Genomic DNA, 12,406 nt, shown 5'->3' with positions numbered 1-12,406 from the left:
TATCTAGGGAGAGCCGAGAATGAGTGAAGAGGCCGAGGTGACCCGCCAGAGGGAACAGCCCTCAGCGGCAGCAACGCCAGAGGACGGCCTGGACCTGCCAACGCCGGAGGATCTCCGCGCTGCGCAGGAGGTCCTCGCCGCCCAGCTTGCGACCGCTGAAGATCGCTGGCGGCGGGCAGTCGCCGACTTGGACAATCATCGCAAGCGGATGGGTCGGGAGATGGAGGCGGCGCGTGAGCAGGAGCGGCAGCGCGCCGCCCGCGCCCTCCTCCCCGTAGTCGATGGGCTCGAGAGAGCGCTCGAGTTCGCACAGTCCTCCGACGACGGACTGCTCAGCGGAATCACCGCCGTCTACCAGCAAGCCATCGACGCGTTGCGGGAGCTTGGCTATCCGCGGATCGCCGCAGAAGGTGCAGGATTTGATCCGCGCCTGCACGAGGTGGTCTCCGTCACCGACGACCCGAGCGTTGCGCCACGAACCGTGGTCGCGGTCGTCCGCCCCGGTTTCGGATCGATCGGGCGAGTGCTCCGACCTGCCAGCGTTGTCGTGACCCGTGAGGCCGAGGGGAGCTAACCGATGGCTGAGGATCTCTACCAGGTGCTGGGGGTGCCGCGGTCCGCAGATCAGAAAGAGATCCGGCGGGCCTACCGCGAGAAGGCACGCAAATTCCATCCGGACATCAATAAGGACCCCTCCGCCGAGGAGAAGTTCAAGCGGATCAGTGAAGCGAATGACGTCTTGTCCGACCCCGAAACTCGGGCGCAATATGACCGCTTTGGAGAGAACTTCCGTCAATACGCCGGCGCGCCAAGCCCAAGCGGCGCAGGTCACACCGACGCGAACGGTCGGCCCCGCCAATCCGGGTGGGCAAGCTCCCCGGGTGGCGCTACGCGAAACATGAACTGGGACGACCTGTTCGGGGATGTCTTCGTGGGTGACATGTTCGGGGGAAGAAGAGCCAGCCGAGGGGTGGACCACACCGCCGTCCTGGAGCTCACCCTGGAAGAGGCCTACCGGGGAGGCCCGCGCATTATCCGGCTCGAGGATCCTGCCGGAGGCACCCGCGAGTATGAGATCAACATCCCTGCGGGCGCACTGGATGGTCAACGCATCCGGATCCCCGGCGCTGGCGGTGCCGGCGACGGGGGAACCAGTGGTGACCTGATCGTCACCTTGCGACTCAAACCCGACCGCCGGTACGAGTTGATCGGCGCGGACATTGAGATGGAGCTGCCGATCCTGCCATGGGAAGCAGCGCTCGGAGCTGACGTCCATACGCAAACACCCGCCGGCCCGATCACCGTTCACGTCCCGGCCGGATCTTCGAGCGGGCGCAGACTGCGCCTCCGCGGACAAGGGATGCCCCGACGCACCGGGCAGCCGGGTGACCTCTACGCCCGGCTGAAGATCGTGGTACCCAAGCAGCTCAACGAGCAGCAGCGGAAGCTGTTCGAGCAGCTGCGCGACGTGTCGAGTACGGAGTCGAGGAGGGCATCGTAATGAGCATTCGATACCTTCCAGTCCGCGTCGTTCAGTTGGACCTTGAGACCGCGGCTTTCAAGGCAGGAGTGCACCCCGATGTACTCCTCCGCTTTGTGGAACTCGGACTACTCGAGGCCCGCCGGGACGCATCAGGAACCCTGTGGTTTCCACTGTCCACACCCTCACGGGTGCAGACGATCCGCCGGCTCCACGCCGAGCTCTCGCTGAACTACGCGGGCATCGGGCTCGTCCTTGACCTACTGACCCGTATCGAAGCCCTTGAAAATCAGCGATTCATCCAGTTGAAAGGAGAACGCTCATGGATATGAACACCTTGACTCAGAAGTCGCAGGAGGCTCTGACCGAGGCGCAGAGCATCGCCGTCCTCGCCGGTCAGACGGAAACCGACGAAGAGCATCTCCTGCTTGCTCTGCTCACCCAGGAGCAAGGGCTCACCGCGCGGCTGCTGCAGAGTACCGGGGTTGACCTGGACGCGCTCCAGTCGGATCTGAAAGCCGAGATCGCTCGCAAACCGCGCACAACGGGGGGCGCTGCTGCACCTGGGCAGGTGTTTCTCAGCCGCAGTCTCGCCGCGACTTTGGAACGCGCGGAGCGGGAGGCGAAGCGGCTGAAGGACTCCTACGTCTCGGTCGAGCACCTGGTCATCGCCCTCACCGACGACGCATCAGGGCGCGCGGCCGCGCGGCTGCTGCGCAACTACGGCGTCAACCGGGAGTCGTTCCTCTCCGCCCTCACTGCGATCCGCGGCAACCAGCACGTCAACTCGGCCACCCCCGAGCAGACCTACGAAGCGCTGGAGAAGTATGGCCGTGACTTGGTCGCGGATGCTCGAGCCGGCCGGCTAGACCCGGTCATCGGTCGGGACTCGGAGATCCGACGGGACATTCAGATCCTCTCCCGCAAGTCCAAGAACAACCCGGTTCTGATCGGGGAGCCTGGTGTGGGTAAGACAGCGATTGTCGAAGGCCTCGCCCAGCGCATCGTTCGCGCGGACGTTCCGGAGGGGCTGAAGGATAAGACGATCTTCTCCCTCGACCTTGCCTCGCTGATCGCGGGCGCGAAGTTCCGCGGCGAGTTCGAGGAACGCATGAAGGCAGTTCTGGCTGAGGTGACGGCCGCCGAGGGACGCATCCTGCTGTTCATCGACGAGCTGCATACGCTGGTGGGTGCCGGAGCGACCGAAGGTGCGATGGACGCTGGCAACATGCTCAAGCCCATGCTCGCCCGTGGTGAGCTGCACCTGATCGGGGCGACCACCCTGGATGAGTACCGCAAGCACATCGAAAAGGACGCCGCCCTGGAGCGTCGTTTCCAGACGGTCCTTGTTGATGAGCCAAATGTGGAGGACGCGATCTCCATCCTCCGTGGCCTCCGCGAACGACTGGAGGTGTTCCACGGTGTCCGCATCCAGGACAATGCCCTCGTCGCCGCGGCGGTGCTCTCGCACCGGTATATCACCGACCGGTTCCTACCGGACAAGGCAATCGACCTGATCGATGAGGCCTGCGCGCGGCTGAGGACGGAGATCGATTCGATGCCAGCCGAGCTGGACGAGCTGACGCGTCGGGTGACCAGGCTGGAGATCGAGGAGGCGGCACTGGCTAAGGAGACCGACGCAGCAAGCAAAATCCGCCTTGAGGAGCTCCGCCGTGAGCTGACTGATCTGCGCGGAGAGGCCGACGCCAAGCGAGCCCAATGGGAAGCCGAGCGTCAGGCGATCCGTAAGGTGCAGGAGCTGCGCAGCGAGCTGGAGCGGCTGCGCCGGGAGGCGGAGGATGCCGAACGCGCATACGACCTGAATCGTGCGGCGGAGCTTCGCTATGGGCAGCTCGCCGACGCCGAGCGTCGGCTGAAGGCCGAAGAAGAGCGGCTGGCATCCAAGCAGGGAGCGCAGCGGCTGCTCCGTGAGGTCGTCACGGAGCAGGAGGTCGCCGAGATCGTGGCAGCCTGGACGGGCATCCCCGTCGCCCGCCTGCAGGAGGGGGAACGGAACAAGGTTCTGTCGCTGGATCAGACGCTGAAGGAGCGGGTGATCGGCCAGGATGAAGCGATCTCGCTCGTCAGCGACGCGATCATCCGCGCCCGTTCCGGCATCCGCGACCCGCGCCGGCCGATCGGCTCGTTCATCTTCCTCGGGCCGACCGGCGTGGGAAAGACAGAACTGGCTAAGGCCCTCGCCCAGTCGTTGTTCGACAGCGAGTCCGCGATGATCCGACTCGATATGAGCGAGTACCAGGAGCGACACACTGTCAGCCGACTGGTGGGGGCGCCCCCGGGATACGTCGGCTATGACGAGGGCGGCCAGCTCACCGAAGCGGTCCGCCGCCACCCGTACAGTGTGGTGCTGTTCGACGAGATCGAGAAGGCCCACCCGGATGTGTTCAATACGCTGCTGCAGGTGCTGGATGATGGTCGTATCACGGACAGTCAGGGTCGCACCGTCGACTTCCGCAACACGATCGTGATCATGACCTCGAACATCGGCGCGCAGTACCTGCTGGGTGCCGCTAGCGCAGGAAGCATCCCCGAGGACGTGCGAGCGGATGTCCTTGGTGAGCTCCGTTCGCATTTCCGTCCGGAGTTCCTGAACCGGGTTGATGACATCATCGTCTTTGCCCCGCTGCAGCTGGAGCAGATCGAGAACATCGTGGAGCTGCAGTTCACCGACCTGCGTTCCCGGCTAGCGGAGCGGCAAATTTCGATCGAACTCACCAGCGCGGCGCGGCATCTGATCGCGGAGCGCGGGTACGACCCGGTCTACGGGGCACGCCCGCTGCGCCGGTACATCTCGCACGAGATCGAAACCAAGCTGGGCCGAGCACTGCTGGCTGGGCAGGTTACCGACGGTGCAACGGTGCGACTCGACGTCGTCGACTCGGAACTGGTATTCGACATTGAGAACCCGTCCGACGCGGAGGAGGCAGCATGAGAACGACCGTCATAGCGTGCCCCAACTGCGGCAAGCGAAATCGGGTCCCCGCCGCAGCGGCGGGGCACCCCCGGTGCGCCGCATGTCACAAAGACCTTCCCTGGATCGTCGACGCCGGCGACGCCGACTTCGCTGAGGTCGCGGAAAAGGCGTCCCAGCCGGTGCTGGTTGATATGTGGGCGACCTGGTGTGGGCCGTGCCGGATGGTCAGCCCGGTCCTGGAACAGCTCGCCACCGAACGGGCGGGGCAGGTCAAACTCGTGAAGGTCGACGTGGACAAGGCGCCTACGCTATCCAACCGGTTCGCCGTTCAGGCGGTGCCCACCCTGCTCATCCTGCAGGGCGGCAAGGTACTTGCCCGGCAGGCCGGCGCAGCACCCGTGCACGTGCTGCGTGCCTGGTTCGACGAGACGCTCAAGAACCACAAGGAGGCTGAATCGAGCCAGGCGGGGAGCAACACCTGATGCCGTATTACGACCCACACCTGGTGTATGTCCGTCCTATTGCGCCGCGCACGCCCGGAGCCTGCGAGGACTGTCTCGCAGCGGGAACCCCGTGGCTTCACCTACGCATGTGTCGAACCTGCGGCAAGGTAGGTTGCTGCGACTCCTCCCCGATGCGGCACGCCCACGCGCACGCCGTAAGGGAAGGCCACCCAATCGTGCGGTCCTTGGAACCGGGCGAGAACTGGAGCTGGTGCTACATCGACCAGGACTATGTATGAGCGAGGCCGGTCAGGGAACCAACGATTCGGGACATCACGTCCCGGTACGCGCGGAAACCCCCGATTCCGTCGGCGCCTACCCGAGACTGACCGGCGCGCAGCTTGAAAAGCTGGCGTCGCGAGGTCGAACGCGAACTGTCAAGGCTGGGGAGGTGCTCACCCGAAACGGTGAGCACCCTGCCGCCTTCTTCGCCGTGTTGGATGGCCATCTGCTTGCCGCGGATCTCGAACCGGAAGCGACAGAGTCGGCCTCCACCAGCCAACCAACTGTCACCATCCACGGGCCCGGGCGGTTCGTCGGCGACGTTGGGCTCCTCGAAGGCCAACCCTCGTTCGTCACCATTATGGCGATCGATGACGGTGCGGTCCTTGAGGTACCGGTCACGGAACTGAAATCGATCGTGCTCAGCGACCCCAGCGTGGGTGAGACCATCTTGCGCGCCTACCTGATCCGCCGGTCGCTGGCGATCGGGTACGGCAGCGGACTGCGGATCGTCGGCTCGCGGTTTTCTCCCCGTACCCGCGAGCTGTTGGACTTCGTGGCACGCAACCGCCTCCCGCACCGATTGATCGACCTCGACGAGGACCCGAAAGCCGAGGCGTTTGTGCGCCAGTCCGGTCTGACCGCCGCCGACTTCCCCCTCGTTATCCTCGGCGGCAGTAGCCTGGTGAAGAACCCGACACCGGCGAGCCTCGCCGACGAGCTGGGCATGCGCCCACCTGTCCCGCCTAGTAACTGCGACGTCTTGGTCATCGGAGCCGGCCCCGCTGGGTTGGCGGCCGCCGTTTATGCCGCGTCCGACGGACTCTCCGTCTACCTGTGCGACCGAGTCGCCGCTGGTGGCCAGGCGGCCACCTCCGCACACATAGAAAACTACCTCGGCTTCCCATCCGGCATCTCCGGTGCCGAGCTAGCAGAACGCGCGCTTTTGCAGGTACGGAAGTTCGGCGCCACTCTCGACATTCCGGCAACCGTGCAGCGGGTGATTCGGGAGGACGGCCGCTTCCGGGTGGAGTTCACCGACGGACACGAAGTCAGCACTGATGCGGTCGTTGTGGCAACCGGCGTGCAGTATCGACATCTGCCGGCGGCAGGACTGGAACGATTCGAGACTTCCGACGTGTTCTACGCCGCGACCGCGCAAGAGTCGCGCCTCTGCGGTAATGCCCCGGTCGCGGTCGTTGGTGGCGGCAACTCTGCGGGTCAAGCAGCGCTTTTCCTCGCCCGGACCGCTTCACAAGTTCACCTCATCGTCCGCGGACCAGATCTCCTCAACGGAATGTCGCGCTATCTGGTCGACCAAATCGAGCAGAACCCCACAATCGATGTTCTGCTCTCAACGGAGGTTGTCGAAGCGCGCGGAAAGACACAGCTCGAGGAGCTCGTGGTCCAGGACGGGGCCGGTCAACGTCATGCTCTGCAGGCGAGGCACCTGTTCATCTTCGCCGGCGCTTCACCCTCCACGACATGGCTCGACCCATCGGTCGCTCGCGATCAAGCCGGCTACCTCCTCACGGGCGAGGCGGCTCGCTTTCACGACGATGACGTGGCGTTAGCAGATCCCGAACGTCATCCACTGCCGCTGGAGACCAGCGTCCCCGGCATCTTTGCAATAGGCGACGTCCGAAGCGGGTCAGTGAAACGAATGTCGTCAGCAATCGGCGAAGGCGCAAGCGTAGTCCGCCAGTTGCACGACTACCTCAATGGCGGCCGCCACGTTCGAGCCGAGTAGCGTTCGGCCGGCGGCCGGTAGCACCGCACTGGGAACGCTGTCAGCGACCGCTCCTGGAAAACCCATCGCCATGCGACGGTGAGCGTTGGGCGAACTGCTCATCCGGAAGCCCTGCAGCATCCGTAGCTGCGCCATTGCGCTGAACCAGTGCGAGCGGCTCGCCCTAACGGAGACGGGGTGGGGGTGATTAGAGCCACTCTGCGTCCTTGGGCAGGTCGTTCATCCGTGAGCCGATCGGGCGGCGAGGGGCAACGAACGTGCGCCCTGTCCTGGACGGCCGTCAGCGCCTAGACGCTGAGGCCTCCAAGGCTAGGACGCAACGGCCCACCCCTGGGCGCCTATTGTGGGCCCGGCGGGGTAGCTATCGTCCCCCGTCAAGGCCGATGGGGATTACGCATGGTCATCGCGGAGGTGATTGGGGCGCCCGGTGCTGATGAAGTGGCCATCGCGAACGGTTTGCTGAGTCCAGCGGCCACCGTCGCAGGGCCTTATCGACACGCAGCTGCCCTTGTCGGAAGCTATCTTCTCGGAGTGCCGAGGCGAGCGAGGTTGCGTTGCTTCCTCTGCCGAGCAGGAGACGTTGCTGCACAGTGAACTCCTTTGGGCTCCAGCCGCTTAGCTTTCCGGCGCGTCCTCCTGGCTGCGGGTCGGCGCGCTGCCAGCCGTGTCGGCGACTTGCTTACGCAGAGCCTCGTTCTGGTCCTGCAGTTCCAGCACCATACTGATCCCGGTCAAGTTGACGCCGTCCTTTTGTAGATCAGCGACCTGCCGAAGCCTCGTGACTTCGTCATCGCTGTATCGGCGGGTGCCTCCTTCTGTGCGAGCTGGCGTCAATAAGCCCTTCTTCTCGTAGAGACGCAGTGTCGCCTGCGGCAGGCCTGAGAGCTGTGCCGCCACCGCGATGCTATAAACCGGCGTGGACTCAGAACGATCACTCACACTGGAATTTTCCGCCCACCACTTGCGTTTGTCAATGTGACGATGTAGAAAATTGGTACTACAACATGCAGATTATCTCTTCCGGGGCCACCTGCTCATGAACGAGGCGGGGCAGTTCCGGATAGGCAGAAACGCAGGAGGTGAACTGTGATGGGTATGCCCACGGCGGAGGATTCGCCACGGCTAGCGGAAATGTTCGCAGACATTGTCTGTTCAGAAACGGACTGGATGGACGCGGAGTTCGAAGCGATCGTCGCCGAGTTCTGGCAAACGCCGCAGACCGTCATCGCTCCGCCGCGGGCACCCCTCAGTCCGGCTCGCCGCCCGGAGGAGCGTCGGGCGGCCCACACGGCCGCGGCGAGGGAGGCTCTCCCCCCGTCGCCGATCTCACGGGTCCGTTCGCCTCCGTAAGAACGCGCCGCGTTCGCGGCGCGGCAGTCCGGTGTCAACTCAGTTTGTTTGATGTGCAGCTAATGCGGAAAGGAGAACCACATGACCATGTCGTACAGCCCCATCAGCCAGCTCGACAAGATCGCGCAGAGCGTCTTTGACACGAGCCGTCAACCTCGCACGATGCCGGTCGACCTGATCCGCGAGGGTGAGCACTACATGCTGAACGCGGACCTTCCCGGTGCAGACCCCGCCTCGATCGAGGTCGACGTCGACGGGCAACTGCTGACGATCCGTGCTCACCGATCGGCGGACACGCGCGAGAACGCCCGATGGCTTGTACAGGAACGCCCATCAGGCACGTACCAGCGCCAGTTCACCATCAGCGACGAGGTCGACATCGACAAGATCAGCGCGACCTACGACAACGGTGTGCTCAACCTCCTGATCCCCATCTCGGAGCGCGCGAAGCCGCGCAAGATCAAGGTGGAATCGCCGTCCCCGGTCGTGCAAAACGAGTCGTAGACGAACAGTGAACGCCCTAAATCGGATCCGAGGGCGACGCGGGCAGCGCCCGGATGTGCATGCCGGACCGCATGGGGCGGGCGGCGAAGAATGCTTCCCCGGGTGCGCGGGGATGGCCGCAGAACCCATTTCTACGGCCACTCCCCCGCCCGCATCACCGACATCGTATGAGACGTGGGGGGTGGCCGCAGGAATCGGGTTTCCGCGACCACTCCCCACCCGCATAACCGACACCGTATGAAAGGAGAGGCCACGATGCCACGAATCCCCAACATGCTCCGGGCCGCCGGGCACCCCGCCCTTTCAGCATTGGCGGCGCGGCCCCGCTATCCCCTCCTCACGCGCGCGAAGAAGGCCGCTCAGCGCGTGGGCAAAGTTCTTCGCGTGAAGCTCCCGCGATTCAACACGGCGGTCCGAGTGTCGGACCTCACCTTTGAAAACCTCAGCGCTTTCCCTCAGTTTCTCCTCGCCGCTACGATCTGCGCCACCGCACTTGTTCTCCTCATCGCGTCTTTCACCGGGCTGATCGACACAATCTACGGCCCAACCTGGGCCCGAGTATTCAGACCGCTAGCGGGATAACTGACTACTACCAGTTGTAACTACGGTTTGACGTCTGATCGTGTGCCAAAGACAGCCTGGTCTGCTGGCACACGACCGCATCGCCCTGAATAAGGTGCGGCATTTGAGCGCGGCGCAGCGATTGCGCATACGAAGTTCCCGAGTAACGCTGCCCGTGGCGATCTGATGGTAGTCACAGGCGGTTGGGATGTCGGCCGCCGCAATGGGCTGCCCCAGCGAAGAACCCGATTTGCTCGGCTTGTTCGCAGGCGACCGGGGCATCACTGACGAGCCGGTACCCTTTCCGCAGCCGGCCACAGTGCTTAGCAGGTTGGATCACGCCGAATCCAAAACACAGTTCGAACAGCACCGCGGACCGCGGTCCAATTCTTGATGCTCGGCCATTCTCGCCACTCCGCATCAATCGGTCGACTTCGTCGCGAGAGTACCGCACGCTGCGTCCGATCCGAACGAACGCAGGACCTTTGCCGAGTACCTGCCAGTTCGCCAGGGTCTGCGGCGCGCAGCCCGTCCAGCTGCCGTGGTCCACCACTGAGGTCACTCATCGCATCGCAGAACGAAACCGATCGAACGGTAGACGGGCGCACCGTCTACCCAGGCATCAATCTGGAACTCCTCGAACCAGTCGTCATCGATCGGCAGGCGCAGTTGCTTCGGGAGCCGCCCGGCGACGATGAGCAGCGACAGCATCTCGTCGCCTTCCAGGCGTCGCAGGATCGCGTCGCTCCATTCGTCTGGGTTATCCCCGAGCATGCCCAAAACCGTACGCCGATCACGGCCAGGGATGTTGTCAACGGGTTATCGAGATCGAGGCCCAGAGCTCACTATGTGACCATGCGGAGAATCACGTACGCAGGGACCTGGTTCGACACGGGCGACGAGATCGCCGCAGCGATTCTCGAATACGCGCGGGCACTCGCTCGACACAACATCGCAGACACCGTGCTCGTCCCCGGGCGTACAGCCTTCGGAGACGACTCCAACGTTGAGGTCATCATCGGACCAGCCAGTCAGATCGTCACCGCAAGCATCGACCTCGCAGGCAAAGAAATAGAAGACCCGGGACTTGTTGCCATGCTCCGGAACAAGACGGCCGAACTCCGGTAACCGTCCCGCCGTGTCCTGTCAGAAGCCGTGCTCGTTCGTCGTGCCGGTCACGATTTCGCCGTCCTCGTCGGCCACAACAAGCGCGCCATGAGAACTGGCCGCCACCGCCAGGCGATCAACCCACTCGCGATCGATCAACGGCGGCCTGGACCCATCAAAGCGGAAGCGCAACGGAATCGATGAATCGAACCAGAGCGTGCTTCGACCCGACCCCACCGCGCGCGGCTCACGCCACGAAATCGCGAACGATTCCTTACGCCGGAGCTTGGCGATGATCACGACCTCCAAGTGCGCGAGCACACGGTCATCGAACGAGACTCGGGTCGAACTGTCGTATACCAGATAACCCATCGGAATCCCCTCCCTCGCTCACCCTAGCGGCGCTCCCGTCCGCCGTGGATCGGCAATATTTTAGCGCGCATGCCCCACGGCACGGACCGGACAAGCCACTACTCACGAGCTGCGACGAACTGCCGTGTTGCATGCCGTGGTCTCAAGGGTCGTGGAGAACCCCAAGCGGAGCGACTATCTGGATCATCTGGCAGGTGTCGAAGAACTGTCTGTTGAGACGGCGGCGGAGATGTCAGCGGGCGGCGGTGAGGCCTTGGGCCAGTGAGGTCACTACTGCGGCTGGGATGCGAGCGTCTGAGCGCACCCTGCACGGTGATGTCACCCCTGATTCGGACCCCAAGAAATCTACATAACGACGGTTATCGGCGATACGAATATGCCAGGTTAGGACGCTAAAAAGCAAAACTCCCGACCCTCTGGGGCCGGGAGCTTCTTGGTTGTTCAGCGGAGCAAGCCTTGCGCGCGCTCGATGCGCTCGCGAAGGCCGGCCTGGAATTTCTCGTCATTTGAGACGGACTCGATGTGGGTGGCAATCGCTGCGCGGATCACTTCTGATACCGGCTGGTTTTCGACACTCGCCACGGTCTCGAGTTGGTCCGCCTGTTCGGCGGACAGCCTGATCGTCATTGCTTTCTGTTGTCCGGGCATGCACCTAGTTTGACCCCAAACCGTCATGATTGTCAACTGTCGTGGTGACATGGTATCGTGGTATCACCACACCAACATGGGAAGGACCATCGTGGACACCTCAGCAACCCGCCCCGCCCGCATCACCATCTACATCGACACCGAGCCGTACAAGGTCGCCGCTGGGCCGACGCCGGTCACCGAACTGCGCGCGCTGCGCCGACCGCCCGTGCCAGCAGGGAAAGAACTGTGGCTTGACATTGAAGACGCTCAGGACGAGCTGCTTGATGAGGCCAGCACCGTGAACGTGCATGACGGCATGCGCTTCTTCACTGAGATCGACGCCATCAAGATCCGCATCGACCGGATCGAGTACGAGCTGTACAAGCGGAAGATGACCGGGACCGAACTGCGTGCCGTGCCCAGCCCCGACGTCGCCGCCGACCGGGATCTCTGGCTCGACGTGCCAGACAAGCGCGACGTCAAGATCCAGGACGAGGACGTCGTCCGCCTCAAGGATGGGATGCGGTTCTTCACCGCCCCCGGCCGCATCAACCCCGGACGAGAGTCATGAAGCTGCCTGAGCCGGACCGCGAATTCCTCGACCGGTCCGGCATCACCTACCGGGTTTTCGATGACGGCACCGGCATGCTGAACGTCGAGCTGCTCGATTTCCCCCTGCCGCCGGGCCTGAACGCCAACACCGCCAGCGTGCTGTTCCGGCTTTCGGCCAGCTACCCGGACACCCCGCCGGACATGTGGTGGGTAATCCCTCACCTCACCCCCGTCGGCGGCGGCGTGATCCCTGCCACCGAGATCATCGAGACTCACGACGGACGCAGCTGGCAGCGCTGGTCCCGGCACCTGGAACCGTCCGCGTGGCGCTCCGGAATCGACTCCCTGGAGAGCTACGTGCGACTACTACGCAACGAACTGGGGAGCGCCGCCGCATGACCGCCACTCTCCGGCTGAGCAGTCCCCTCCACGACGAGCTG

General features: G+C 63.9%; 15 protein-coding genes. 11 read left to right on the top strand and 4 right to left on the bottom strand.

Annotated features, from left to right (window positions below):
* Nucleotides 1-19: 19 nt before the first annotated feature.
* Genes AC1ROC_RS19110 through AC1ROC_RS19080 form a run of 7 tightly spaced genes read left to right on the top strand, consistent with a single transcriptional unit; the run spans nt 20 to nt 6,890 of the window.
* Nucleotides 20-574 (top strand): nucleotide exchange factor GrpE, encoded by a 555-nt coding sequence (locus AC1ROC_RS19110; protein ID WP_493001889.1) that lies wholly within the window; start codon nt 20-22, stop codon nt 572-574.
* A 3-nt stretch (nt 575-577) separates the two neighbouring features.
* Nucleotides 578-1,501 carry a J domain-containing protein gene (locus AC1ROC_RS19105; RefSeq protein ID WP_121264504.1) on the top strand — a complete coding sequence of 308 codons (924 nt, stop codon included), beginning with the start codon at nt 578-580 and terminating at the stop codon, nt 1,499-1,501.
* On the top strand, nt 1,501-1,812 hold the full coding sequence (locus tag AC1ROC_RS19100; protein WP_121264501.1) for a chaperone modulator CbpM: 312 nt from the start codon (nt 1,501-1,503) through the stop codon (nt 1,810-1,812). The genes AC1ROC_RS19105 and AC1ROC_RS19100 overlap by 1 nt, the downstream gene beginning before the upstream one ends.
* The gene (gene clpB / locus AC1ROC_RS19095) at nt 1,803-4,433 is read left to right on the top strand and encodes an ATP-dependent chaperone ClpB (protein ID WP_493001888.1); all 2,631 of its coding nucleotides are present in this window, start codon (nt 1,803-1,805) and stop codon (nt 4,431-4,433) included. The genes AC1ROC_RS19100 and clpB overlap by 10 nt, the downstream gene beginning before the upstream one ends.
* Complete coding sequence (gene trxA, locus AC1ROC_RS19090; protein ID WP_391508838.1) at nt 4,430-4,897, top strand: thioredoxin; 468 nt, start codon at nt 4,430-4,432, stop codon at nt 4,895-4,897. Before clpB ends, trxA begins: the two co-directional genes overlap by 4 nt.
* Nucleotides 4,897-5,157 carry a UBP-type zinc finger domain-containing protein gene (locus AC1ROC_RS19085; RefSeq protein WP_493001887.1) on the top strand — a complete coding sequence of 87 codons (261 nt, stop codon included), beginning with the start codon at nt 4,897-4,899 and terminating at the stop codon, nt 5,155-5,157. Before trxA ends, AC1ROC_RS19085 begins: the two co-directional genes overlap by 1 nt.
* A complete protein-coding gene (locus tag AC1ROC_RS19080) occupies nt 5,154-6,890 on the top strand; it encodes an FAD-dependent oxidoreductase (protein ID WP_493001886.1) in 1,737 nt (578 codons plus the stop codon). The genes AC1ROC_RS19085 and AC1ROC_RS19080 overlap by 4 nt, the downstream gene beginning before the upstream one ends.
* 615 nt (nt 6,891-7,505) lie before the next feature.
* Here AC1ROC_RS19080 and AC1ROC_RS19075 read toward each other — a convergent pair.
* Nucleotides 7,506-7,829 (bottom strand): MerR family transcriptional regulator, encoded by a 324-nt coding sequence (locus AC1ROC_RS19075; protein WP_493001885.1) that lies wholly within the window; start codon nt 7,827-7,829, stop codon nt 7,506-7,508.
* 492 nt (nt 7,830-8,321) lie between these two features.
* Between AC1ROC_RS19075 and AC1ROC_RS19070 the strand changes: the two genes are divergently transcribed.
* A complete protein-coding gene (locus tag AC1ROC_RS19070) occupies nt 8,322-8,744 on the top strand; it encodes an Hsp20/alpha crystallin family protein (RefSeq protein WP_493001884.1) in 423 nt (140 codons plus the stop codon).
* Between the two features lie 1,119 nt (nt 8,745-9,863).
* Here AC1ROC_RS19070 and AC1ROC_RS19065 read toward each other — a convergent pair.
* A complete protein-coding gene (locus tag AC1ROC_RS19065) occupies nt 9,864-10,079 on the bottom strand; it encodes a hypothetical protein (protein WP_493001883.1) in 216 nt (71 codons plus the stop codon).
* A gap of 81 nt (nt 10,080-10,160) precedes the next feature.
* On the opposite strand from AC1ROC_RS19065, the gene AC1ROC_RS19060 reads away from it, so the two are divergent.
* A complete protein-coding gene (locus AC1ROC_RS19060; RefSeq protein WP_493001882.1) occupies nt 10,161-10,433 on the top strand; it encodes a hypothetical protein in 273 nt (90 codons plus the stop codon).
* An 18-nt stretch (nt 10,434-10,451) separates the two neighbouring features.
* Here the strand turns inward: AC1ROC_RS19060 and AC1ROC_RS19055 are convergent, their stop codons facing one another.
* Nucleotides 10,452-10,784, bottom strand: coding sequence for a DUF7882 family protein (locus tag AC1ROC_RS19055; RefSeq protein WP_493001881.1), 333 nt, complete (start codon nt 10,782-10,784; stop codon nt 10,452-10,454).
* A gap of 441 nt (nt 10,785-11,225) precedes the next feature.
* Entirely contained in the window at nt 11,226-11,432 is a 207-nt protein-coding gene (locus tag AC1ROC_RS19050) for a DUF6290 family protein (protein WP_493001880.1), read from the bottom strand.
* 91 nt (nt 11,433-11,523) lie between these two features.
* Between AC1ROC_RS19050 and AC1ROC_RS19045 the strand changes: the two genes are divergently transcribed.
* A complete protein-coding gene (locus AC1ROC_RS19045) occupies nt 11,524-11,985 on the top strand; it encodes a multiubiquitin domain-containing protein (RefSeq protein ID WP_493001879.1) in 462 nt (153 codons plus the stop codon).
* Nucleotides 11,982-12,365 carry an E2/UBC family protein gene (locus AC1ROC_RS19040; protein ID WP_493001878.1) on the top strand — a complete coding sequence of 128 codons (384 nt, stop codon included), beginning with the start codon at nt 11,982-11,984 and terminating at the stop codon, nt 12,363-12,365. The genes AC1ROC_RS19045 and AC1ROC_RS19040 overlap by 4 nt, the downstream gene beginning before the upstream one ends.
* Nucleotides 12,366-12,406 lie beyond the last annotated feature (41 nt).

Source organism: Leifsonia sp. GW821-FHT13C05 (assembly GCF_058806515.1).
The sequence above is the reverse complement of the archived record's forward strand: the minus strand, read 5'-3'. Positions and strand labels throughout refer to the sequence as shown.